Source organism: Marinifilum sp. D714, from assembly GCF_030851345.1.
Lineage (GTDB): Bacteria > Bacteroidota > Bacteroidia > Bacteroidales > Marinifilaceae > Marinifilum.
In genome coordinates this window covers 35,256-60,803 of sequence record NZ_JALPNU010000009.1, presented here as the reverse complement: position 1 = coordinate 60,803, position 25,548 = coordinate 35,256, and the positions used below count along the sequence as shown (strand labels likewise).

Here is a 25,548-nt window from a genome sequence, read left to right as displayed (position 1 = left end):
CATAGATTTGTAAAAAGGGAAACCGTTTGGTTTCCCTTTTCTTTTTTTATTCTTTTTGATCTTTCTTCCCTTTTAAATGTTTATCCAAGAAAGTAACAATTTGTCCATATCCTTTAATTTCATTTTCCTTTTTACGGAAGCCATGACCTTCATCCGGGAATACGATGTATTCCACAGGAACATTGTTTTTCTTTACTGCCTCAACAATTTCGTCCGATTCAACCTGAAGAACACGTACATCGTTAGCTCCTTGTAGTACCATTAATGGTTTGGTTACTTTATCAGCGAAAAATAGTGGCGATTTGTTATACAAGGCAACAGAATCTTGCGTAGTAGGATCACCCATTTCAGCATATAAAGCTTTTCTAAACGATTCCCAATATGGAGGAATTGACTTTAGCGTTCTCAACCAGTTGGTTACTCCAAAAATATTTACACCCACTTTAAACTCTTCAGGAGTATAAGTAAGCGCAGCCATGGTCATGTATCCACCATACGATCCACCAATGATACCAATTTTATCAGGATCCACAACGCCAGTATTAATTAAGAATTTCTTTCCCCAGATGCAATCTTTCAAATCCACATCGCCATGCTTTTTATCGTCCATAGCATAGAATTTCTTACCATAACCACTACTTCCACGGTTATTTACAGCCAAAACGGCATAGCCCTGATTCACCATATATTGAATTAACGAAAAATAGCCTACACGCGATTGTCCGCCAGGACCACCATGAACCCAAACTAAAGCAGGTACTTTATTATCGGTACTTGCAACTTTGGGTTGATAATAAATTGCAGGAATTGGCAAACCATCAAACGATTCGTAGCGAACCACTTCTGCTTCAACAAGATTTGCCGGATCAATTTCAGGGTTTAGCGTATTGGTAAGTTTTCTGGCTTCTGTGTCTCCCATATCAAATACATAAATATTATTTGGCGATACAGATGTTCCAACAACCAGCCTTCCTCTTTGTTCATCTTTGGTTAAGCTAATCGATTTGATATCGGCACCAGGAATTTTAGGCAATTGAACTTCTTCTCCCGTTGCAATTTCAACCACTTTAATATTTGTTTTGCCATCCTCATTGATACCTATAATTCGATAAGTTTCATTATAACTGTGGTAAGCATACCAAATATCCCAATTGGTTTTATAAACCAAACTTTTCTCCCCAGTTTCAATATTATACTTGTTTAAATAAACAAAATCAGAATCTTCATTGCACAAATAATACAAGTACTTGTTATCTAAACTGAAGAATTGTGGATTATAAGTTGCATCTCCATGATGCTCCGAAATGTGTGTACGCTTGCCTGTTTTTCTATCGTACAAATACATCTCATTATTTGTAGTAGTCAGACTTTGCGTAAGGGCCAGGTATCTGTTATTCTTACTTTTTGCTGCAACATCAAAACCATCATTATTGGTGTAAATTAGCTTATGATTTGGTTTGCCATTAAGAATAGATTCAACACTTACCTGGTACAAATCCATAAACTTAGGATTACGTTTGTTCGATTGATAAAAGAAAGATTTTTCATCACGATCCCATCCCCAAAAACTTGCTTTGGCATTTTCGAAAGGTGTGAGATCTGTAATATTCCCTTCTTCATCTCTCATGTAAATGTGATTGTTCTCATTCCCACCCTGATCAGCCGAGAACAAAACCTTATCACTATTTGGGAAATAGGAAATGGCAAAGTAGGACTCCTTTTCGGAGGAAGTTAATTGTTTCTGAGCCGAACCATCAACAGGTATCTCGAACAGGTTATAGATACCTGTTTCGTTACTACTTACCAATAACTTAGATTTATCAGAAGAAAATGATCCTCCGCTTACACTAATATTTTTGTAGAATTGTTCGATACTGTACGATGGTACTGTAATCTTTTCTTTTGCTGGCTCACAAGACACAAGAGCAGCAATAAAAATCAATAAAATCAGATAATTACGTTTCATATTTTTTTAATGAAGGTTAGAAATACTTTTAGAATTAAGTATTAAGAGTGGTGTCAGGTGTAAATTTATAACATTGTATCGGCTTTACAAAATATTTATATCCTGTTCAAATCATTTAATTCTGCTTAAGAATTAGCTTTCGCAATCAATCAATTCAATTCAAAAGCTCTATATTTGCCCAATCTTTATAAAAATGATATTTGAGACTAATAGTATGAAAGAATCTGTTGTTATTTTGTGTGGTGGAGGTCCAGCACCAGGAATTAATACTGTAATTAGTAGCGTTGGTAAAGTGTTTTTAAGAAATGGTTACCGAGTTATTGGTTTACACGAAGGTTATAAAGGTCTTTTCTCTGAAGATCGTAAAATGGAGGAACTAGACTTTGTAACTCTTGATGCAATTTTCACCAAAGGTGGTTCTCACCTTAAGATGAGTCGTTTTAAGCCAAAAGACAGCGATTTTTCAACCAAATTCTTTATTGATAACAACGTAAAACTATTAGTTACTGTTGGTGGAGACGATACGGCATCTACTGCAAACAGAATCAGCAAATATTTGGCTGATAACAATGTGAACATTTCAAACATTCACGTACCAAAAACAATAGATAATGATCTTCCACTGCCAGAAGGAACTCCTACATTCGGATTCCACTCGGCAAAAGACGAAGGGGTTAAGATTGCAACAACGGTTTATGAAGATGCAAGAACTTCTCAAAACTGGTTCGTTTTGGCAGCTATGGGGCGTGAAGCCGGTCACCTGGCATTCGGAATTGGCGCTGCATGTCATTTCCCAATGATTATTATCCCTGAGATGTTCAACAAAACTGCTATCTCTGCAGAGAAAATTGCTCAATTGGTGATCTCATCTATCATTAAGCGTAGAATTTTAGGCTTGAACTATGGTGCTGCTGTAATTAGTGAAGGTGTTTTCCACTTTATGAGCGACGAAGAAATTGAAAGTACAGGTGTGAACTTTACTTATGATGCTCACGGTCATCCAGAGTTGTTCAACGTAAGTAAATCTCACGTATTTAACATGTTGATTCAGCGCAAGATCAAATCTTACGGACTAAAAATTGGAACTCGTCCGGTTGAGTTAGGTTTCGGTTTGCGTTGTTGTCGTCCTATCGGATTCGACTTGAGCCTTTGTACTCTTCTTGGTGATGGCGTTTACAGCCTATTCAAGCAAGGTCACTCGAAATGTATGGTTACTGTTGATCCTAAAGGTGATGTTGCTCCACTTTTCTTGAAAGATGTTGAAGATGAAAACGGAAAAGTAAAACCTCGTTTGGTTGATGTAAACAGCGAAAAAGTGCAAAATATAATGAATTACAACTTGCATTATCTAACCGAAGAAGATATGGAAGCGGCTAAGGAGTATCTTCCAGATCCAGAGAACTACATCTTCAAAAAGATTTTGAACTGGAACTAAAATTAATGTACAATTAATAATGAGTAATTAATAATTGTAAGGATATAACAAAGGCAGTTGAAATGATTCAACTGCCTTTGTTCTTATAATTATATGCCAATCAAAGGTTAAAATAACTTTATTAATTAGACAATGATGAACCTTATCACTTTTCAAGCTGTGTTTTTCCCTTCAAGGGAAAATCCCGATAGGGAAAAGGGTGAAATAAGAATAATATAATTAAAAATACACCCTTCTGGCTGTTGCCATCTTCCCTAGAAGGGAAGAATTCCTAAACAAACCTTTCTATTGCTTTTCAAGTATTAAATGAACGACTCTCGTCGAAGTAACACTCTGCGTTCTTCCCGTATAAATTCTTTGCGAACTCTGCGTGAAATTTTACTGTTCCCTTATTTGGTAAAACACACCTCTCTCCTGTTCTACTTTTTCAAATCCTTTTAGGCTTGCCAAATTTGCCAGACAACGATCAATTTCCTCTTCACACAGTCCCAGCATTGTAATTAGATCTTCAACCGTACATGGTCTGCGAGATATGGTTTCCTTGATTGCCGTTTCAGTATCCGATCGGAATTGGGTTTGTTTGGACTGCTTGGCTTTGGCAATAATTCTCACATTATCCAATTGCCACAAATCCATTACTGCTTGCAATTCTTCTTGGGTTGCACCTCGAAGATTAGCCACAGTTCCCGGACGATCCAAAGTATTTAACTGAACGATATCGGGATTAATCTTCAAAATGATTTCCTTTAAGGCCAACAATTCCTCCTTACTGTCGTTATAGTTTGGCAAGATGAATACTTCCAGCCAAATTTCACCTGTAAACTCAGCACTAAAATCGATCATCCCCTGAATGTAAGCTTCAAAATTGATCTCTTTGTGCGGACGGTTGATTTTTCTGAATACAGGCTCTGTTGCTGCATCTAATGATGGCAGAATCAAATCTGCTTTGTTTAGCGCTTCTCTTACCTTCTTATCATGTAAAAGGGTTCCATTGGTGATCACACACACTGGAATATTTGCCTCATTCTGCTTTACAAAGGCAATAATCTCTTCCAAATTGGCATTTAAGGTTGGCTCACCCGATGCAGTAATGGTCACATAATCGGGAGCCTGATTGTGTTGCAAATAATGGTTCAACTCTTCCTTAATCTTATCTGCAGCGATATAATCTTCCTGCTGAACCGATAATTGCGTTGTTCTTCCAACTTCGCAATACACGCAATCAATTGAACACACTTTTTTTGGCACCAAATCAACACCCAACGACATGCCTAAACGTCTTGATGGGATTGGCCCAAACAAATATTTATACATTCTTTCCTTTGTCATCTTTCGCTATGCTTACAGTTCTCTTTCGAACTGTGATTTTACATAGCAAACCTAATGAAATATATTAGAAAGTGATTAAAATTACCCTTCAGAATTTAAACTGTTTCTTAGGATTTTCTCTCTTTTCGACAAAATTTCTATTTTTGCATGACACACCTATCAAATTCTAACGGACAATTCGTAAATTTTAAGTAATTAACCATCGGGAATATCCGATTAAACGCACGAATATGTCTGAAAATAATGTAAATGCTTATTTACTTCTTACTTGTCCCGATCAGAATGGGATTGTAGCTAAAATCACCCAGTTCATTTACCAAAGTGGTGGCAATATCATTGCGCTGGATGAGCATGTAAATCAAAATCAGGAATTCTTTTCTTTTCGTGTGGTTTGGAACATGAAAAACTCAAGCATTCCTGCGTCGGAGTTGCATGCAGCTTTCGAGCCGCTTGCACAGGAGTTTAAGGCTCACTGGAGAATAGAGTTTTCCGGACAGAAACAACGCGTGGCCATTTTTGTATCGAAATACGATCATTGCCTGCAGGAGATTTTATGGCGATACAATATGAATGAATACGAGATTGAAATTCCATTGATCATCTCCAATCATCCCGATTTAAAGCATATTGCCGATGCTCATAACATTCCTTACCATGTGTTCCCAATTACGAAGGAAAACAAACAGGAACAGGAAGCCAAAGAGATTGCACTTTTAAAAGAGCATGATATCGATTTGGTAATATTGGCTCGTTACATGCAGGTATTATCGCCAGGTTTTATCGAGGCCTATCAAAATAAAATCATTAATATTCATCACTCTTTCCTTCCGGGATTTGTGGGTGGAAACCCATACAAACAGGCCTACGAACGTGGTGTAAAAATGATTGGTGCAACCAGCCATTTCGTAACAGAAGATTTAGACGAAGGACCAATTATCGAACAAGATATCATGCGCATTACCCACAAGGATACCATTCCCGATTTAATCCGTAAAGGTCGTGATCTGGAACGTATTGTTCTGGCTCGTGCACTTAGCTATAAAGCCGAGCATCGTATTATTGTGGATGGTACCAGGACGATTGTTTTTGATTAATTCCGTACTTAAAAAATTTCCTGAGGGTATCACTTTAAGTGATGCTCTCAGTTTGTATAGAAAGAGGTAAACAATTGATTTAGTTAATCACTTAACTTTATAGTCTCAATGGTATTATTTAAAATCTCAATTAACACTAAAGGCCATTTTCGAACATAGTATTCGTAATAAAATTTGTTATTCTTTTCAATATGAATACAGTAATATCCCCATTTCCTAACACCGTCCATTATGATTCCATCTTCAATTATATCAAATATTCCTGAAGCAGGTGTTGCATATGGCTCACCGGTATGGGTAAATGAATTTCTAATTTGATATAAAAAATTGATTTTTTTACTATCTGAAGGCGCATATTCTAATTGAATTTTAGATACACTATCAAATTTACGTATCATAATGTTATCTAGTAATAGTTTTCTATTCTCGTCTGAAAGAATTTCTGTTATAAAGCGCTTAAACCCTTTAGTAACGCCATAAATCTTATTATAGTGTAAATATAAATTATTAACACTTTCTGGAGTAAGTTCACTATTATTAATTTGACCAAAAATCTCTTCTCTTTCATTTTTAGTCGAGGACGAAGTTAACCAATTTGAAAAGGGTAAATACTCCGTAGTGGATCCCAAAATATCAAAACATGTTAAAATTAAATAGAATCTCAGGCCATCAAAATGAATATATGGATGTATAAAATCCCCATTTTCGCTCTTCCTCACTAGTTCTGTTCCTCTAAAAGCTTCTTTGACAGTCGTGAGTTTATTAACAAATTCTAATCGAGCTCTTACATTTTCAATTTTTTTATGCATTTGAACTAACAAATCTTTATAACGTTAAAATTCTTAAGTGGAAATCCGAATTAATTGCATGAGGGTTTCACTTTCCGTGAAGCTCTCATTAGACTAATTGATACCATAACTCAGAGTGAGAGCATCAAATAAATTATTCTTTCAGCACAAAAGTCTGACTACACATCACCTCACCTTCATGGATGATCTCAAAAATCCATTCGCCCAGCTGCATTTCCCAATCGAACTCGAAGGTGTAAAAATCGAAGCCTAACTCATCGCTGTATTCGTCTTTTTCCTCGGTGGTTTCGATAAATGCTTCATGGGTTTCGGGATTAACCAATTTGGGATGTCTGATTCTACATACAAAATCAACACGTTCTGCAATTTCAGAACCTGTTTCGAAGCGATAGCTGATTCCAAAACTCAAGCCTTTTTCAGGGTAAATAATATGCGTTCTTTCCTGAAACTCCATATCGTCGGAATGCAAAAAGTAACCTGTTGAGCTGCCAGGAACATATTCTTTCTTCGTCTTCCCTATGGCTTTGCAAATTCCGTAATCAACTATTTTTATTTTCATTCTTGTGTGTTAATTGACTGTTTCAACTCTTTAGATGAGTATATTTAAGACAAATACCCTATTAATTTTATTTTAAATATCAAAATCAGCACTAAAAGAGGCGTTGAATTATTTTAAATCCTTGTATTCGTACAAATACAAGCTTTTCACCTCTTTCAAAAGCCATATTTGTACAAATATGAGCGTTTCACCTCTGGAAAAGGCCGTATTTGTGCAAATATGATGATTTACTCATTTGAAATACTCATTTTTGTTGGAAAATCACTCATTTCTTGTCTTTCAATGCATGTTTTTGCACAAAAACATCAATTTATTTTATTTCAATGCAGGTATTTGCACAAATATGCAGATTTCCTCTCTTGAAACACTCATATTTGCACAAAAACGATCATTTCATGAGTATTTTCTCTGCTATTGCAATTCATTTGAGTCTTTCATGAGTTTTCTTGGCAATTGAGTCAGGCTTTTTTATTTACATTCACCAATTCACGTGCCAAGCGATGACAGAAATCTTGCTTCTCATCTCCGGAGTGTCCTTTTATCCAGTTGAACTCCATCAGTTTTCCTTTGCAAAGTTCGTTTACCTCTTTCCAGTATTTTGCAAATTGAACATCGCGACCAAATACGGTTTTCCAATGGTTGTGCTGCCAAAAATGCACCCATTGCACCAGGCCACGAATTACAAAGCGGCTATCGGTATTGATCTGTATTTTCTCTACCATTTTTAAGCGCTGTAATCCGTCCAGTATGGCAAGTAGCTCCATCATATTGCTGCTTCCCCCTTTAATCATCCGGGAGTAGATTTGCTGCGTACCATTCGGATCTTCAGTAAATCCACCATAAGCCGATTGATTGAATTCCGATGAATGTGATCCATCGGCATAAATTTTATGAATGCTTTTTGTTTCGGTCTTACTGGTAGTAATTTGTAGCTCATCCGTTCTTCTGTCAACCCTGATGTAGGCGTTAAAATCGACCTCTTCTAAAAATCGGAAATCTTCTATAAACACACAGTTGATGGTCTGATTGGGTCTCAAATTTCCTTTAATGGCAGAGCGCATCACCTTTTCGAACTGAAACTGTAAACTAAGAATGGTCTGTGCCAAATTCAACTCTTCTTCAAATTCTATCTCTCCCTTTTCGGAATCATAAAACAAGCGAAGATGTTCATTTTCATCGGAAAGAAAACATTCCACTCGATCTTCTTGTATGGACTTTACCTGTAGGTTGATTTTTATTACTTCCAATTTGAATGCTTTTTCTGCAATTTAAGCTTTAGGATTGATATAGCTTGTGTTTTGGGCGGCATTTATGGTCTTTTATAAATTAAGACTGAAAGTCTTACAGCAATAGCAAAGGGCATCACCATTTGACCAGATATATTTCATTTTTTCTAGCCCTGAGGGGCGTAAGCTTACGCCCTTTCAGGGCTTCTATTCTCATATTAACTCCAAAGTAGGGCGTTGCCCTACTCTATTGCTAACGCCTCTTCGAGGCTAAATAAGTTTTAGTTTATTTCATACTATGGAAAATGTACCAAGTTCATGATATAAAAAAGCCATCCCCACAATGGAGATGGCTATATTTTAAAACGCTGGCAGGTCTATAGACTCTGGCAGGTGTATTTTACCAGATTACTGCACGTTGTTCTTCGGTGCGGTACAATGGATCTGTTTCAGCAATTTCGAATGCTTCGTAGAATTCAGGAATATTGAACAATCCACCATTTACACGGTATTTACCTGGTGAGTGAACATCTTCCTTAATCAATTTTCTAAGATACTTATCGCGAGTGTTACCTCTCCAAACTTTCGAGTAAGCCAAGAAGAAACGCTGCATGTTAGTGAAACCTTCGATATCTGCTGGTTGATCACCATTTAAAGCCATTTTGTATGCTTCCAAAGCAACAGTTAATCCACCGTAATCAGCAATATTTTCGCCAAGAGTTAGTTTACCGTCAACGTGAAGATCTTCAAATGCGTAGAATCCGTTGAATTGCTCAACCAACTTCTCTGCTCTTGCATTAAACTTCTCAGTATCTTCAGCAGTCCACCAATCTCTCATGTTACCATCTTTATCGAATCTACGACCAGAATCATCGAAACCGTGGGTCATTTCGTGACCAATAACTACACCAATTGCACCGTAGTTAACTGCATCATCACCATCCAAATAAAAGAATGGAGGCTGAAGAATTGCAGCTGGAAATACTACTTCGTTCAACAATGGGTGGTAGTATGCATTTACCGTTTGAGGAGTCATACCCCATTTTTCTGTATCAACAGGCTGACCTAATTTTGCAATGTTTTTAGCATCGTAGAATTTTGCAGCTCTCCATAAGTTTTGGATGTAAGAATCTGTGCTAACTTCCAGCTTTGAGTAATCTTCCCATTTGCTAGGATAACCAATCTTCACACCAAAAGCATCTAACTTAGCCAATGCTTGTGTTCTTGTTGAATCGCTCATCCAATCCAATTTCTCAATTCTTCCGCGCAAAGCAATTTTCAAATTGTTTACCAACTTGTCCATTCTCTCTTTAGCTTCAGGTGGGAAATATTTTGCTACATACAATTGACCAACAGCTTCGCCCAAAACACTACCTGTAGCATCCGATATACGTCTCCAACGTGGTTTCTGTTCTGTAGCACCAGTTAAAACAGTGCCATAAAAAGCAAAGTTTTGCTTCTCCAATTCAGTTCCAACCGAACCTGCAGCATCATCCAATACTTTCCATTTTAGGTAAAGCTTAATGTCATCCATTTTCTCATCAACCAACATCTGGTTCAATTCAGCCATATATCTTGGATGAGTTGTAATAACATACTCTTTGATATCAGCGCCTCTTTCTTTAAAATAGCTTGCCCAATCGAAGTTTGGATATTCTTTCAGCAATGTTTCAACCGGCTTAGGATTGTACATTGCAGGATAGTTTCTGTTCTCTAAACGAGTATTAAATTTAGCTGCCATGCGAGTCTCAAACTTCATGATTTTCTCTGCATTTTTTGCAGCAACATCAGCATCTTCGCCAATCAATTCGAACATTTTGGCAATATGCTTCACAAACTCTTTACGGATGTTCAGGTTGGTTTCGTTATCAACCACGTAGTAATCACGATCAGATAATGAAAGACCATCTTCTGACAAATACATGCGATTTACCTCTGTATTTTTCATATCCTGCTCAACACCAGCGCCAAATAAAGCACTAATTCCCATTTGGTGCAGATGAACCAGTTCTTTGCGAAGATCTGTTGCATTCTTTAGGTTTGCAATTCTTTCAAACTCTGGTAACAATGGCTTGATACCAACTTCGTCAATCTTCTTTACATCCATTGCTGTAGCATAGAAATCTTTAATCTTTTTCAGATTACTTCCTTCTTCTGCATTTTCAGTTTTTGCTGCATCTTCCAACAAAGTGTGAACTGCTTCATTGGCTTTTTCACCAAGGATATCAAAAGCGCCATAACGACTTCTATCTGCAGGAATTGGAGTGTTTTTCATCCAGGTTCCATTCGCGTATTCGAAGAAATCCTCACCTGGTTTAACAGATAAGTTCATGTCCTCTTTTTTGATCACACCAATGCCCTTTTGTGCTTGCTGTGAACATGCAACTGTAATAGCAAGAGCGGCTCCAAGGCCTAATGCTCCCCATGCTAGTTTTTTCATGTTTACTGTTTTTATAATTTAGTTTTTGATTCTTTGGTTTTCTTTAAACTGCCGAATTTATAAAAATTAAGAACAATACGCCTATTTTTTCGATAAGCAGAACAAATCTCGGGATAAGACCCTTTGCTTATCTTCTGCGAAAGCAATATGTTTGCATTCGGAATTAGAACTACACAGGATGAATCAGGAAGCGAGCAAGGGAAAAGTAATATTGGGAATGAGTGGAGGAACCGACTCTTCGGTAACAGCAATGATGCTACAAGATCAGGGTTATGAAGTAATTGGAGTGTCACTTTGGTTTTACTCCAACAATCATTCTTATGATGAAAATGACAAGTATCCTGATTTTATTTTGGATGCTCAAAAGCTTGCCCATAAACTTGGTCTGGAACATCATGTAATTGATGCCCGTAGAGAATTTAGAGATACTATCATTCAGTTCTTTTTGGATGAGTACTTGGCAGGTCGTACACCTAGTCCATGTATTCAATGCAATCCTAATTTGAAATGGAAGTTATTGCTGGAAAAAGCTGATGAATTACAATGTGATTACATTGCAACAGGACATTATATTACCATTGAGAATGAGAACGGATTGTTCTACATCAACAAAGGGAAAGATCCTGCTAAAGATCAATCGTACTTTTTGTGGAATCTGAAACAAGATATTCTTTCCAGAACGCTAACTCCACTTGGAAAATATACCAAACCTGAAGTGAGAGAAATTGCAAAATCTTATGGATACGAAGAAGTTGCCAAAAAAAAGGAAAGTATGGGCGTTTGCTTTATGGATCGAAAAGATTACCGTGACTTTCTTCAGGAAATGATTCCAGGTTTGAATGAAAAAATTGGACCTGGTAAAGCTATGAATGTAAATGGTGAAGTGTTGGGAACGCACGATGGTTATCCATACTACACCGTAGGTCAAAAGCGTGGTATTGAACTGAAAGAAAAAACGGGTTTAATGGTTAGTCGAATTGATGCCAAGAACAACACCCTAATTCTGGAGAAAAAAGCCGATTTAAATAAGCTACAGCTTAAAATATCTGGCTACTATTTCCATAATATCGAGGATATCACGCAAAACAATATTACCACAGTGGTAAGAGGTCTTGGATTAAATCCTGATGGCTATTCAAAGATTACAATTTTGGACAATAATGAACTATTGGTTGATTTGGAAAACCCAGCTTGGGCTATGGCTCCCGGACAACCAGTTGCTTTTTACATTGGCAACAAACTTATTGGCGGTGGGTTTGCCGAATATAACGATTAATCACTATTTGTAAAGACGCAAGGCCTTGCGTCTCTGCAGTACTAACGATATTTTAAATGACTGACGAAATCAATAAAACAGAACTAAACGAGGAATTGATTAAATTGATTCAAATGCGTATGCCTTTTGGAAAATACAAAGGCCGATACCTTATCGATTTGCCAGAACCTTATTTGGTATGGTTTCGCGAAAAAGGATTTCCTCCTGGAAAGTTGGGCGAAATGTTGGCATCCATGTACGAAATTAAATTGAATGGATTGGAAGGAATGTTGCGTCCGCTGTGTAAAAAATATCAATAGTATAACTTTACTAGAGACGCAAGGCCGTGCGTCTCTACACCCAGAACATTTAAATGTTTATCTGCAAGGCCATCGATTTAAACAGACAATACACTTCTTCGTCTACATCCAGATTCATCTTTTGTTGAGAGGCCTGCGTAATTGAAACAATTAAAAGGAATCCCACATCCACAAGGCAATAAGTTCTGTTCTCCTTTTTTATGATTTTGGTAATTTTTCCTTTTAGTTGATTGCGAATAGAAATGTCACTTATTTCATTCAAGGTAATCGCTATATCTTCAGGACGTAAAGAAACATTTAACTCATCTCCCACTTTACAGCAGTCGTTAATTAATTCGCGTTCCACATTAATTTCATGACTGGCATCGCGATTAATTAAATGGGTTAATCCATTCTCCACATCATGCGATTCCACTTTAAAAGGAATTACATTCATTAAACCGGCACCACGCATGATATCCAGCGATTTTTCGGACTGTATCAAATCAAAATAATTGCCATGTCCTTCCACTCTACCATTGCGAAGTAGAAACAACTCTTGCGTCAGACTTAATAGGTCAGGTAAATCGTGACTTACCACCAACATTGGAATACCCAGTTTTATATTGATTCGAATCAGGTAGGGTATAATCTGTCTTCTTAAGGCAACATCCAAAGAAGAGAATGGCTCATCCATAAGAAGTAATTTGGGAGCGCTTAACAAAGCTCTTCCAATGGCTACACGTTGCTTTTCACCTCCCGATAAATTCTTGGGTCTCTTCTCCAATAATTCACGTATTTCCAATAGGTCCACTACCTCATTAAAATGTATGATTTGTTGATCTTTATTGGCATAAATACTTCCAAACAAGAGATTCTTTCTAACAGTCATATGAGGGAATAATCTTCCTTCCTGAAATACATATCCAATCCTCCTTTTACGGGATTTTACATTCCAATTTTTAGAGGTATCCAATATCAAGCTGTTATCAATCTCAATATGTCCTTCATCTGGTTTTTCCAATCCTGAAATCAAATGCATTAAAGTGGTTTTTCCCGATCCCGAAGGACCAAAAACTCCAGTAATTCCCTTCAAAAAATCAACCTCTACATCGAGGGAAAAATTTCCTTTTTGAATTTTTAATCTGGCCGATAATGCGTGCATATTGTGTGATGTATCTTGATTGATTATTTACGATGATGAAGTTTTTTTACCAAAATCTCGGAAAAAGACATGGCTGCAAATGAAAATACCACAGCCACCAATAGCAATCGGAAAGCTGCTGTTTCATGTCCGGGAACCTGAATTTCATTAAAAAGCGCCAAGGGTATGGTTTGGGTTTCACCAGATATGTTTCCGGCAAAAATTATGGTGGCACCAAACTCTCCTAATGATCTGGCAAAAGCCAAAATAAAACCACTTATAATTCCAGGAAGCGCCAATGGCAAAGTAACCCGAATGAAAGTCTGTAACGAATTTGCCCCAAGGGTTTTCGCTGCTTCTTCGTAGCCTGGATCCACCATTTCGATTGACAGGCGAATGGCTCGAATTGCCAATGGAAATGAAACCACCATTGAGGCAATTACAGCTGCATAGAAACTAAATGCCAACTTTATTCCAAACCATTCGTTCAAACACTTCCCAAGTAATCCATTTGTTCCCAATAACAAAAGCAATATAAATCCTGTTGCAACAGGCGGAAGGACCAAAGGCAAATTCAAAAAACCTTCCACTATTGATTTTCCTCTGAATTGTTTACGAGCCAACCACCAAGCCAAGAATACCGATGGGGGAAGAATGAAAACAGCACACCAAAAAGCAACACGAAACGAAAGTCCGATTGCCAGCAATTCATCTTCACTAAAGTTTAGCAGTTCATTCATATTCATCTAGCTTGAATCCGTTTGTTCTCCATATACTTTTCACATCATCCGACTGAAGGTACAACAAAAATGAGTTTAAGCTTTCGGATCTCTCCTTTTTTGTAGCACCAACATAGGCAATGACTTCACATGCAGTATTTGGAAATCGATAAATGATATTGACCTTTTCAGATTTCATGGCATCTGTTTCATAAACGATTCCCATTTCGGCTTCGCCCATTTCAACCATTAACAATGCATCTCTTACATTTTTTGCAGGTAAATATCTATCAGCAAGATCTTTTTCCCATCCATAAAATTTAATCGCCTGCATTGCATACTTACCCGCTGGAACATGTTTCGGATCACCAATTGATAAACGCCCCGCAAATAAGTCTGGCAAATTGTTTTCAACCTCTTCTTTTTTTGACTTTTTATTATTTCCTAAAGGAACAATCGCAACCAATCGGTTCGTGGCCAAGTTCTCTATTGTGGCCTTTTCAACCAAGTTCAAACTGTTTATATAATCCATCCATTTTTTATTGGCAGAAATGTAATAATCAAAATCGGCTCCACTTTCAATTTGCCTGGCCAATATTCCCGACGAAGCAATATTAAGTTTGATCTTAATGCCAGTTTCCTTCTCAAAATTTCTGGATATTTCTTGAGCAACATTTGTTACACTGGAAGCAGCAAATAAGGTAATTTCATTTTTTCTATTCTTTCTATTTGAACAAGAAAAAACAAACATCGATAATATGATTATAATTACAGTTTTCTTCATGCAGAATTACTTAGCAAAACCTGAAAATAGTAATTTTTAAAGAATACTGAACTACTTAAAACAATACGACTCCAAAATCATATTCTCTAACTTATAATTAACACATATTTAGCTATTATTATTTTGATTCATTTTAAATAATTTTTGTATCTTCATAATGCCGACTAATCCACAAAATCAACCAGTTATGCAGGACAGAATCCTATGGTATTTCGAAAACTTCAATTTTTTAGGCTCGCTATCCATTCTTGAAAAAATGGATTTAAGAAAAAAGGTAAAAATGCTAGAGGCTACTAAAAACCAGACCATTTATCTTCCAAATGATGAGGCAAACTCGGTATACTTTCTTAAAAAAGGCAAGGTTAAAATTTCTTCCTTTTCGGATGATGGAAAAGAGCTAATTTATGCCATTCTTGGCCCTGGTGAAATATTTGGAGAATTGGCAATTACAGGACAGAGCAAACGAGAACAAATTGCCGCAACAACAGAATATGCTGAAATTTGCTATGTAAATATTCAAGATTTTGAGCATTTTCTGGCATCACATCCTCGCCTTAGTTTAAAGGTTACCAAGCTAATTGGTTTCAGACTGAAAAAAGTCCGAAGCAGATTGGAGCGAATATGGTTTAAATCGGCACCCGAAAGAGTGAAATGCTTATTACTCGATTTAATTGAGGAACATGGAATTAAAATTGGTGATGAAAGGGAAATCCGTTTAAATCTTACGCATCAAGACATAGCTAGTTTGGCAGCTACAACTCGTCAAACAGTAACAACAACACTTAATGAGTTAGAACGAAATGGAGTAATTACCTATGACAGACGACGAATCTTGGTAAGAAATCCGGCTGCCTTAAATTGATTCAACAATACTTCTTTTAGGTTTTGCGTTTGGAAAAACTGACGAACCGGACCAAACCTTACAATTAATCCAATACAGAATAAACTTGAATACAATTCCCAATCTTTATTTAGAAGAACAACATGAGCTATGGTCAAAATTGCAGCAAAATAAATGAATCGATGTAATGTTTTCCAATGTCGTTTCAAAAACTTCATCGATCGACGATTTGAAGTAATTGTTAATGCGAATATTATTACCGCAGAAATTCCTGAAAGGATCAAAGGTAAATCTGAAAAAATCGAAAATAATCCTTCATGATACATAAAAAAGAAAGCATGCAAAAATACATAAACACCGCATGATATTCCCATTGCTTGCCTAACAAATAGATTACTTTTTGTGCCAAATACAATCTTAAATGGCGTAATCATTAAAACAGCTATTAGCCACCGTATAGCCCATTCACCAGTTTTTTCTATTGCTACCTCAATTCCGGGAATAATGTCTCTTCCTGTTTTTAGGGCAACTTGTTCCGACAATTCCATATCATCAAAAAGTATAAAGTCGAATTCAGGATATTCAAAATTGAAACTAATTAATGAAAAAATCTTAATCAAAGGAAATAATGCCAACACACATACAATCAACCACGACCAATTCTTCTGCAATAAACTCATAATACGAACTATACTTGTAAAATTTTCCTAATTTATTTAGAATAGCTCAAAATTGGGATTTATTATTGAGGATGTAAATACCTACATGTTGGTATTTATTGCATTCAAAAATGAGGTTTTCTATCCCATCTTACTAATATTCTTCAAACGTATCATATCCAGAATTTTTATATTTCTACCATCAACTGATATGATTTTATCTTGTACAAACACACTTATTTGCTTAGAAACACTTTCTCGGCTCATACCAATTAGGTATGCAAGTTCTTTACGACTCAGTGGCAAATCAAATTCATTTTTCCCAAAAATAACTAGCGCAAAATAGAGTATTGCATCTGCCAGCTTTCCGTAAATTTTCTTCTGATGCTTATCAATAAAGCGATGGTAATTGTTCAAACTATCGTTACATACCGAAGAAAGTATTTTATATCCAAAACGTCCATTCTCTTTAATAAATTGAGTGAATACATTCAAATCAATGTAACAAACACGCACTGGGGTTAATGCAGCATAGGAATAATGATTGTTGTTATCACTAAATATGGAATGCAATCCCAAATAGGAATGAGGCTTAATAACCTGTAAAATATACTCTTCCTGTAATCGCTTCTTTCCATACTCCTTTACCAAACCTTCTCTTAAATAAATAATATTCGAAGTTCTGGAACCTTCAGCCAATATCGTTTCTCCTTGTTCAAACTTGGCTTCATTGCAGTTTTTACTCAGTAATTCTAATTCAGATACCGATAGAGCTTGAGAAGCACATGAGCGATCGTCACAGGTTAGACAATTAGAAAAAATCTTATAATCAGGCTGAATTATCATGCTTAATTAGTAATGTGATATATATCACAAAGATAAGATAAAACATTCACATCATTCACTGCATATATGCATAATAGGCTGTCGTAACTTTGTAATGGGAACCATTCATTTTGATTAAGAAACGTAATAATTAGAAAAATGAAAAAATTGTTGTTTTCAACATTACTATTAGCTTGTATTCTGTTTATAGATTACCTGATTTTAATAGCAGTAGGTTGTTCTGCATTTAAATGTGGAGCCCAAGAAGGATTTTACTGCGGTTTTTATTGCAAGTTTGCTTTAAGCCTAATTGCTTTATCTGTTCTTGGAGGATTTTTTTACTCTTGGAAAATTACGCATAAGGTTTTATAAATTCAGGCATCTCATATATACAAAACAAGGCTGCACCCAATGGTGTACAGCCTTGTTTTTTCTTATTTTTTCAAGGAATATTTACAATCCCAAATTTTTATTTTTTATTACCTCATCCTGAAGACGACGAGCTAGTTTTTGTTCTCTTACCAATGCATTTTTTCTATGAGTATCGAACTCTTCTCTAACCTCTTCCAAAGTCTGCTTGGTTTCAACGGTTACAACATTGCTTCGTTTAAACATCATAAAGCACACACCAGCTACGACCAACGAACCTAGAATAAGTATCCACATTAAAGTATTATATGTAGATTTAGACAATTCCATGCCTAAAAATTTCATACTGTCCTTCATACGGATAGTTTCATCCAACTGCTTTTTTAAATTCTGAATTTCAGTATTAAGATTATCAATCTCGCTTCCCTGATTATCTACTTTAGTTTCAGATTTTTTAAGAAATGATTTTAATTGTTTTAGAGAATCTTGAACATTTGACTGGTACTTACTCAACATCTCAACCTTAATCACTTCATGACCTTGCCAATTACTCGATTTTTTTGTCAGATATTGAAATTGACTACTTATTGTTCCATTATCCAAAGATGGTTTCGCTTCCTGTTGAGTCGATTCAGTTTCCTGTGCCGATAATGTTAACGAAAATAAAAACAGTAAACAGTACGTAAGAATTGATTTGTGCATTTTAATTTGGTTTCTATTATTAATTTAAGCTCTGATTACAATTAAACGATCAACATGCCTTAAAATTGCCAAATGTTCATTTTTTCTTAAACTATTTTTTAGGCAGAATTTCGACTTGCATTTATGTTACCATAAAGAGATCTGATGACCAACTTTTGCAATATACTGTATTTTGTAGCGTTTGTTACATTTTTTTGCTCTAATTCTCTAATTTTTATTAAGGCATACTGTTGAATTGTTATTAATGGTAATACGATTTCTTCTCTAAGATTAATCGAATCTTTTAAGAATAAAGCGGTTTGCATCAACTCATCCTGACCAGACACCTTCAGCAACATTTCTATGCTTAATTGATATTCATTAAAGATCCACGTCCAAAATTCACCAAATTCTTCATCATTCTTCATATACTCGGTTAGTTTAAAGTATGACTTACATATGGATTGCATGCTATTTGCTACCAGTGTTCGGAAAAACAAAGATGAATTGTACAAGTTTTTACAATCAGAAAGTAAACCTTCCTCTTCGAGCTTTTTTAATGATGATCCTACTCCAAAAAAGCCAGGAACGTTCTGTTTCATTTGGCTCCATGCTCCAACAAAAGGAATTGCTCTAAGATCTTCGAAATTCAGCTTCTCTGATTGTTTTCTTTTTCCCGGACGACTTCCAATATTTGCCTTACCATAGTATTTTAAAGCACTCATCTTCTCCAGGTAAGCAACAAATTTATCTGATGACTTAAACCTTTGATATTCGGTCAAACTATATTCCGAAAGCTTTTCCATCACTAATCTATCTGTTTCACTCAACAACTTGTCCGAGTCATCAAATAAGCTGTTTTCCAAAACTGCAGAAATTAATCTCTCCTGGTAAAATCTTGCCGAATCTCGGGTTCCAAATTTAGAACTAATGGTTTGTCCTTGAATGGTAACTTGTATTTCACGATTCTCTATCGTATTTCCCAATGATGAATAGAATTTATGCGTATTTCCACCTCCTCTTGCAGGTGGCCCCCCACGACCATCAAAGAATGCAACTGTAATTCCCATTTCACGAGATAGTTTGGTAATATTCTCCTTCGCTTTGTAGATATTCCAGTTTGCCGAGAAATATCCTCCATCCTTTGTTCCATCAGAGAATCCGAGCATAATGGTTTGTTTCTTTCCTCTGCTTACAAGATGCTCCGAATATTCTTCATTCTCATAAAGCTTACGCATGGTAATCGCCGCTTTTTCCAAATCATTTATGGTTTCAAACAGTGGAATAATATCCAATGGAATTTCATCCTGCCAAGCACACATTTTAGCCATAGCAAAAACTCTTGCTACGTCATCTTCACCCCTACAATTGCTTATAACTATACGATTACAAGCCTTTTCTCCATTTCTTTTCTGAATTTCCTTAATGGTTCCAAAAAGACTCAAAGTATCTTTTACAACTTCATCATCCGATTGAAATAAAGAAACTGGGGTATTCAATTTGGTTAAATCCTCAAACTCCAAACTAGAATTTCGATCCTTCAATTCTGGAGCTGTGGAACAAAGCACATCAAAGGCTTGCTTTATAATTCTACTATCCTGCCTGATATCTATTCCAGCGAAATGGGTTCCAAACAACAAGACCTTGTTCCTAAATTCATGCAATAATTCTACAAAGAAACCATCATGCTCTTCTTTCAATTGTTTTTCAATCACAGCCAAGGATTGAAGGATTTCTTCCTGCTGAATCCTGGATGAGGTATCTTCACCATTAACCGCCTGTAGTATTCTCTCTTCCAGAGCTAGTACTTTTTCGTAAACGCCTTTAAAACTTAATCGTCTTCGCAGTTTCCTGATATCATCGTGATAATTTGACAGAAGAATACTTCGCAATCTATCTGCCACAGCTAAAGTAGTATCTACCTTTACAAAAGGATTACCATCACGATCGCCTCCAGGCCAAAATCCAAAAGTAAGTACATTTCCATGCTGTTCTTGCGGGTTGCTCACTTCTTTCATCAGATCTCCATACAATTCGGATGCCGATTGATAAAATATATTTTCGAGATACCAGCTTAAACTCTTGGCCTCATCATAAGGCGTTGGTCGTTCCTTTTTAAAGAAAGGAGTTTTACCAAGCTGTGTTAATAACATTTTTATCTGGAGTAGGTCATTCTTTTGAATGGCATCAATTAAATCGTTAATAATTGCCAATACCGTACTTGGGTAAAACTGTGTTGGATGCGCTGTTAATACAATTCGAACTGCCAGACTTTTTAATGCCTCACCAATTTTTTCCTTGCTTTCACTACTTGACAATCGGTTTTTTATCGATTCAATCTTTCCTCTTCTTTCCGGATCATGCAAATCTAAAAAAGCAGCATCTTCCAAGGCATCCAGCAATACTACTTGACGTTCAATATAGCTAATCACACGAAACATGAAATCCAACTGTTCCGATTCTGTTTTAAAATTGGTTTGCTTTTCGAAAAAATGATCTAAAATCTCAACAGGAGATTTTCCATCCTCTAATCCCTTACGACAAGTATCCTTCATAAGGGGAATAAGAATACCTGTTCCATGTATACCATCCAACGGAAGCGTTAGAAAGATACTATTGTACAATTTGTACCGAAGTTCAACTTCGTTTTGAAATGTTTCTGATTGCATAAGCCTTTAAATTTTTATTCTCCCCCTTTAATTCTTCTTTCAAGATAATAAAAAGAGTGAATTGGTATAAAAGATACAATCAGAAACTTGAAGATTTATTTTTTTATTTCAATCATTACAGGCAAATGATCAGATGGATATCTACCATCTACTTTAAGATCAATAATTTTATAATTGACTATTTTTGTTGAGTTATCCACAAAGATATAATCGATTCTATCCGTTACTGGTTCATCATGTTTAAAAGCATTAAAGGTTCCAATCTTAGCTTTTGCTTCTGCTTTAAGATGAGAATCAATCATATTATCGGCCAAATACTTTATGGCTTCACTTTTTGGCTTTAGATTCAAATCACCCATTAAAACAACAGGTAAATTTCCTTGATTCAATTTTTGAATTTTCCTCAAGATTAACTTAGCGCTTTCGTATTGAGCTTTTTCCCCAACATGATCGAAATGAGCATTAAACACCCAAAATTGCTTTCCGGATTTCTTATCCTCAAATAAAGCATATGTGCATATTCTCTCAAGAACAGCATCCCAACCAACCGATATTTCATTCGGAGTGGTTGACAACCAGAATGTTGATTCTTTTACAATTTTATAGACTGAATGTTTATAAAAAATAGCACAGTATTCACCTTTCTTTTTCCCATCGTCTCTTCCAACTCCAACATATGAATAACCTGTCAAGTTGCTATCTAGAAATTCAAGTTGATGACACAAACCTTCCTGCGTACCGAATACATCCGGATGATACTCACAAATTAGGTCAATGATATTTTCTTTTCGAAGTTCCCACTTGTTTATGCCATCATTGGGATTGTCGTATCGCAGATTATAGGTCATAAATTTTTGGGCATACAAAGAATTCGTTAGTAATCCCAATATTATTATGATATTACATATTACTTTCTTCATTTTTCTTTTCAAATTTGAAAAAAGGCTGTACTTAAAGCACAGCCTAACTAAACTATTTGGTTGATTTTAATACAAAATGCAATTCTCCTCCTTGCATTATTTGCTGATGAGTAATAGTAAATTCCTTGTACTCTTTACCATTTAGCAATACCTTTTCGATGTAGTGATTTTCCTTTCCCTGATTTTCGGTTGAAATGGTAAAAGTCTTACCATTTGGTAAATGAAGCACAGCCTTTTCAACCCAAGGTGAAGTAATATCATAAACTCCGTTCGCCGGATTTACCGGATAGATTCCTAGAGATGAAAATACCATCCAAGCAGACATTTGACCGCAATCCTCATTACCACAATATCCATCTGGTTGAGTAGTGTATTGGGTATTGATAATTCTGCGAACCATTTCCTGTGTTTTCTCTGCTTGATTGATATAATTGTACAAATAGGCAACATGATGACTTGGTTCATTTCCGTGAGCATATTGACCAATCATGCCCGTACTAAATATTGGCAACTTATCATCAGCTGTAGGATAATAAGTAAACATGGAATCCAATTTCGCTGAAAACTTTTCCTCGCCTACTGTTTTTATAAACTCTGGCACATCTTGTGGTACATACCAGAAATACTGCCAAGCATTACTCTCACAAAAGTAATTGGTATATTCCTTAGGTACGAATGGTGAAACAAAATTTCCTTTAGGATCTTTAGGTCTGAAGAAAGTTGATTTCGGATCGTATAGATTTTTCCAATTTTCTCCTCGTTTTAAGAAATATTTATAGTCCGCTTCTTTATTTAAAGCTTTTGCAAACTGTGCAATACACCAATCATCGTAAGCATACTCCAATGTCTTTGAAACAGACCAGTTTTCTCCTTCTTCATCAGTAGGAACATAGCCCAAATGCATATACTCATCAATCTGGCGGCCTTTCTCCATTGCTGATTCTTTACAAGCTTTGTATGCTTTTTCAACATCCATTTCAATCCCCTTAAAATAAGCATCTACAATTACCGGAACCGCATGATATCCAATCATCATATTGGTTTCGTTTCCTGCCATAGACCATACAGGCAACAAGCCTGTTTCATCATAATGAATTAGAAAAGATTTGATAAAATCTTCTACTTTATCAGGACATAAAATTGTGTATAATGGATGTGCAGCTCTGTAGGTATCCCATAATGAAAAGGTATCATAGCGATCAAATCCCTCTGCTTTGCTGTATTTTCCATCTGCACCTTTGTGCATTCCATCAATATCTGAGTGCAAACTAGGAGTAAGATACAAATGATACAAATTGGTATAAAACAATTCTTTTTGCTCTTCGTCAGCTTCAATCTCAATTTGAGACAATAAGTTCTCCCATTCTTGATCAGCTTTCTCTACTACACCATCAAAATCCCAATGGTTTAGCTCTGCCTTTAAATTCTTTTTTGCTCCTTCAATGGAAGCGGAAGATAAGGCAACTTTCACCAAAATTTCTTCAGGATTTTCAGTATCAAAATTTGCAATCAATTTTGTTTTAGGAGAGTTAACCATCATATTTGCTGACTTATTATCTCCTTCGAACAATTCTACAGATTTAAAAGATTTTGAAAATTGTGCCGTAAAATACAGATGTTGATCTCTTGCCCAACCATTGGATTTTCTGTGTCCCGATATGGTCGAATCATTTTCAACAATTATTTTAGTATCATATGGGTTATCCCAATTCAATTTATATCCCAAATCCAGAATGATTTTGGAGTCAGAATCTTTAGGAAAACTGTATCTGTGGAAACCTACACGCTTTGTAGTGGTAAGCTCAGCAGTAATTCCTGAACTCAACAATTCCACCTTGTAATAGCCAGGTGAAGCTTCTTCCTTATCATGAGAAAATTTTGAATATGGACGATAATCTCCTTCTGGTGTTAAATTATCAGTAAAACGACTATTTAAAGGCATCAAAAGAATATCATACATATCCCCTGCTCCAGTTCCCGATAAATGTGTATGACTAAATCCAGCTATGGTTGAATCAGGCCAAAAATACCCTGCGATTCTATCCCAACCTGGCAAACCGTTATCAGGACTAAGCTGTACCATACCAAAAGGCATTACTGCTCCAGGGTAAGTATTACCTGGTCCATCGGTACCAACGAAAGTATTTACATAGCTAGTTAATTTCCGAGGCTCTGCCTGCTTTTTATTGCATGCAAAGAGACCAATCATTGCCAAACAAAAGGCTAATAATCTCATAATAAGTAAATAGTTTATTTTCCAAATAAAATGGAAAATGTAAATAGTAAATTGGCTTTTGGAAATATGCTCCAAATATAAACAAAACAAGCATTCATATCCTACATTTCGTGCAAAAGCTGCTTCATTTTTTTAATTTAATTCTAAGAAATGTACTTCCAATATTCATTAATCACCTCTTATATTGTCCGCCGTTGATTTTTAAGATATAAATGAATAAATATTTTAGTAAATTAGATAACTACCAAATTTTAACCTAAAACTCAATGAAAAAACTAATTTACGCAACATTCCTTCTTGTAATTATTTGCTCATGCACTCAACAAAAAGAATCAGGTATTAAAAATATCCGAAAAGGAGAATATTTAGGAGAAATAAAACCGGATAGCACCGCCAGGTTATTTGCACCTAACTTCGTATCAAGTCATCTGCATGAAAGAGACTTTACAATGAGTCCTGATGGTAAAGAAATATATTATACCATTAGAAATGGAGCTGACTATTACATTACCACTTCTAAAATGGTAAATGATGTTTGGACAGAACCTGAATTTGCTTCTTTTTCAGGTAATCCTGCATACAAAGATCTTGAACCATTCATTACCCGCGATGGCAAGAAATTGTTCTTCATGTCTACAAGACCACCAAAAGGAAAAGAACAAAAAGATGGATGGTTCTATCAAAACATTTGGGTAATGGACAAAACAACTGAGGGATGGTCGGAACCTTATGAACTGGAAGGACCAATAAATACTGATTCAGGACAATATTACCCAACATTAACCAATGATGGTACCATTTACTACACACACGAAGAAAGTAAAAATGTGCAAGTCATATATCGATCGAAATTGATTGATGGGAAATATCAAACGCCAAAGCGTCTTCCAAAAGAAGTGAATCCCACCAATATGCAATACAACTCGCTGATTGCACCTGATGAAAGTTATATTATTGTTTGTACCTTGATTGAAGGAAATAGCATTGGCAGAGCTGATTATTATATCAGCTTTAATTTGGGTAATGATAATTGGACTCCTTTAATGAATATGGGGAATAAAGTAAATTTCCCAAACACATTTGCATTGTCGCCTTCTTTGTCTCCTGATGGAAAATATTTTATCTTTTCCAATAACAAGCAAATACGTCAGGAAAAACCAAACCTTAAGGAGATAAAGCAAAATGCTGTTTCTCCTCAAAATGGAAATCTTGATTTGTATTGGATAAAAACCGATTTTATAGAAGATCTTAGGAAACAAGCGTTAGCAAAACAGAACAAACAGTAGGCT

The 25,548-nt window shown here is 35.9% G+C and carries 22 protein-coding genes; 7 read left to right on the top strand and 15 right to left on the bottom strand.

The genetic code is table 11. The annotated features are described in order from the left end of the window. Positions 1–46 precede the first annotated feature (46 nt). Positions 47–1,966: a prolyl oligopeptidase family serine peptidase gene (locus M0051_RS10465; protein WP_306741483.1), complete on the bottom strand. Its 1,920-nt coding sequence runs from the start codon at positions 1,964–1,966 to the stop codon at positions 47–49. Positions 1,967–2,159: 193 nt separating this feature from the next. On the opposite strand from M0051_RS10465, the gene M0051_RS10460 reads away from it, so the two are divergent. Then, positions 2,160–3,401 (top strand): 6-phosphofructokinase, encoded by a 1,242-nt coding sequence (locus M0051_RS10460; protein WP_306741482.1) that lies wholly within the window; start codon positions 2,160–2,162, stop codon positions 3,399–3,401. Positions 3,402–3,779: 378 nt separating this feature from the next. Here M0051_RS10460 and M0051_RS10455 read toward each other — a convergent pair whose 3' ends face one another. Next, positions 3,780–4,730, bottom strand: coding sequence for a radical SAM protein (locus M0051_RS10455; RefSeq protein ID WP_306741481.1), 951 nt, complete (start codon positions 4,728–4,730; stop codon positions 3,780–3,782). A gap of 230 nt (positions 4,731–4,960) precedes the next feature. Here M0051_RS10455 and purU point away from each other — a divergent pair, with 230 nt between their 5' ends. Beyond that, positions 4,961–5,824 (top strand): formyltetrahydrofolate deformylase, encoded by an 864-nt coding sequence (purU, locus tag M0051_RS10450; RefSeq protein ID WP_306741480.1) that lies wholly within the window; start codon positions 4,961–4,963, stop codon positions 5,822–5,824. 83 nt (positions 5,825–5,907) lie between these two features. On the opposite strand, the gene M0051_RS10445 is transcribed toward purU, so the two are convergent. The 4 genes from M0051_RS10445 to M0051_RS10430 form a co-directional block, all read right to left on the bottom strand. After that, the gene (locus M0051_RS10445) at positions 5,908–6,633 is read right to left on the bottom strand and encodes a hypothetical protein (protein ID WP_306741479.1); all 726 of its coding nucleotides are present in this window, start codon (positions 6,631–6,633) and stop codon (positions 5,908–5,910) included. A gap of 133 nt (positions 6,634–6,766) precedes the next feature. Next, positions 6,767–7,192: a DUF3859 domain-containing protein gene (locus tag M0051_RS10440; protein ID WP_306741478.1), complete on the bottom strand. Its 426-nt coding sequence runs from the start codon at positions 7,190–7,192 to the stop codon at positions 6,767–6,769. A gap of 458 nt (positions 7,193–7,650) precedes the next feature. Next, on the bottom strand, positions 7,651–8,439 hold the full coding sequence (locus tag M0051_RS10435; protein ID WP_306741477.1) for an RNase H family protein: 789 nt from the start codon (positions 8,437–8,439) through the stop codon (positions 7,651–7,653). Between the two features lie 379 nt (positions 8,440–8,818). Further along, complete coding sequence (locus tag M0051_RS10430) at positions 8,819–10,858, bottom strand: M13 family metallopeptidase (RefSeq protein WP_306741476.1); 2,040 nt, start codon at positions 10,856–10,858, stop codon at positions 8,819–8,821. 178 nt (positions 10,859–11,036) lie between these two features. On the opposite strand from M0051_RS10430, the gene mnmA reads away from it, so the two are divergent. Then, positions 11,037–12,134 carry a tRNA 2-thiouridine(34) synthase MnmA gene (gene mnmA, locus M0051_RS10425; protein ID WP_306741475.1) on the top strand — a complete coding sequence of 366 codons (1,098 nt, stop codon included), beginning with the start codon at positions 11,037–11,039 and terminating at the stop codon, positions 12,132–12,134. 56 nt (positions 12,135–12,190) lie between these two features. Beyond that, positions 12,191–12,433 carry a DUF3820 family protein gene (locus M0051_RS10420; protein ID WP_306741474.1) on the top strand — a complete coding sequence of 81 codons (243 nt, stop codon included), beginning with the start codon at positions 12,191–12,193 and terminating at the stop codon, positions 12,431–12,433. A 49-nt stretch (positions 12,434–12,482) separates the two neighbouring features. Here the strand turns inward: M0051_RS10420 and modC are convergent, their stop codons facing one another. Genes modC through modA form a run of 3 tightly spaced genes read right to left on the bottom strand, consistent with a single transcriptional unit; the run spans position 12,483 to position 15,059 of the window. Then, a complete protein-coding gene (gene modC / locus M0051_RS10415) occupies positions 12,483–13,577 on the bottom strand; it encodes a molybdenum ABC transporter ATP-binding protein (protein ID WP_306741473.1) in 1,095 nt (364 codons plus the stop codon). Positions 13,578–13,600: 23 nt separating this feature from the next. Further along, a complete protein-coding gene (modB, locus tag M0051_RS10410) occupies positions 13,601–14,296 on the bottom strand; it encodes a molybdate ABC transporter permease subunit (protein ID WP_306741472.1) in 696 nt (231 codons plus the stop codon). Continuing rightward, entirely contained in the window at positions 14,289–15,059 is a 771-nt protein-coding gene (gene modA, locus M0051_RS10405) for a molybdate ABC transporter substrate-binding protein (RefSeq protein WP_306741471.1), read from the bottom strand. The genes modB and modA overlap by 8 nt, the downstream gene beginning before the upstream one ends. Before the next feature lie 187 nt (positions 15,060–15,246). Between modA and M0051_RS10400 the strand changes: the two genes are divergently transcribed. Further along, positions 15,247–15,921, top strand: coding sequence for a Crp/Fnr family transcriptional regulator (locus tag M0051_RS10400; RefSeq protein WP_306741470.1), 675 nt, complete (start codon positions 15,247–15,249; stop codon positions 15,919–15,921). Here M0051_RS10400 and M0051_RS10395 read toward each other — a convergent pair. Together M0051_RS10395 and M0051_RS10390 are read right to left on the bottom strand one after the other, a co-directional pair. Further along, positions 15,873–16,580, bottom strand: a complete 708-nt coding sequence (locus M0051_RS10395) for a hypothetical protein (protein ID WP_306741469.1) — start codon at positions 16,578–16,580, stop codon at positions 15,873–15,875. The two genes, M0051_RS10400 and M0051_RS10395, sit on opposite strands and share 49 nt — an antisense overlap. Before the next feature lie 120 nt (positions 16,581–16,700). Next, a complete protein-coding gene (locus M0051_RS10390) occupies positions 16,701–17,405 on the bottom strand; it encodes a Crp/Fnr family transcriptional regulator (protein ID WP_306741468.1) in 705 nt (234 codons plus the stop codon). Between the two features lie 138 nt (positions 17,406–17,543). Between M0051_RS10390 and M0051_RS10385 the strand changes: the two genes are divergently transcribed. Then, positions 17,544–17,756, top strand: coding sequence for a hypothetical protein (locus M0051_RS10385; protein ID WP_306741467.1), 213 nt, complete (start codon positions 17,544–17,546; stop codon positions 17,754–17,756). 81 nt (positions 17,757–17,837) lie between these two features. Here M0051_RS10385 and M0051_RS10380 read toward each other — a convergent pair whose 3' ends face one another. The 4 genes from M0051_RS10380 to M0051_RS10365 form a co-directional block, all read right to left on the bottom strand. Next, on the bottom strand, positions 17,838–18,455 hold the full coding sequence (locus tag M0051_RS10380) for a hypothetical protein (RefSeq protein WP_306741466.1): 618 nt from the start codon (positions 18,453–18,455) through the stop codon (positions 17,838–17,840). A gap of 98 nt (positions 18,456–18,553) precedes the next feature. Then, the gene (locus M0051_RS10375) at positions 18,554–21,103 is read right to left on the bottom strand and encodes a phosphoenolpyruvate carboxylase (RefSeq protein WP_306741465.1); all 2,550 of its coding nucleotides are present in this window, start codon (positions 21,101–21,103) and stop codon (positions 18,554–18,556) included. A 95-nt stretch (positions 21,104–21,198) separates the two neighbouring features. Next, on the bottom strand, positions 21,199–22,023 hold the full coding sequence (locus M0051_RS10370; RefSeq protein WP_306741464.1) for an endonuclease/exonuclease/phosphatase family protein: 825 nt from the start codon (positions 22,021–22,023) through the stop codon (positions 21,199–21,201). 52 nt (positions 22,024–22,075) lie between these two features. Beyond that, positions 22,076–24,259, bottom strand: a complete 2,184-nt coding sequence (locus M0051_RS10365; RefSeq protein WP_306741463.1) for a GH92 family glycosyl hydrolase — start codon at positions 24,257–24,259, stop codon at positions 22,076–22,078. A gap of 266 nt (positions 24,260–24,525) precedes the next feature. On the opposite strand from M0051_RS10365, the gene M0051_RS10360 reads away from it, so the two are divergent. Then, positions 24,526–25,545 (top strand): hypothetical protein, encoded by a 1,020-nt coding sequence (locus tag M0051_RS10360; protein WP_306741462.1) that lies wholly within the window; start codon positions 24,526–24,528, stop codon positions 25,543–25,545. The last annotated feature ends 3 nt before the right edge of the window (positions 25,546–25,548 follow it).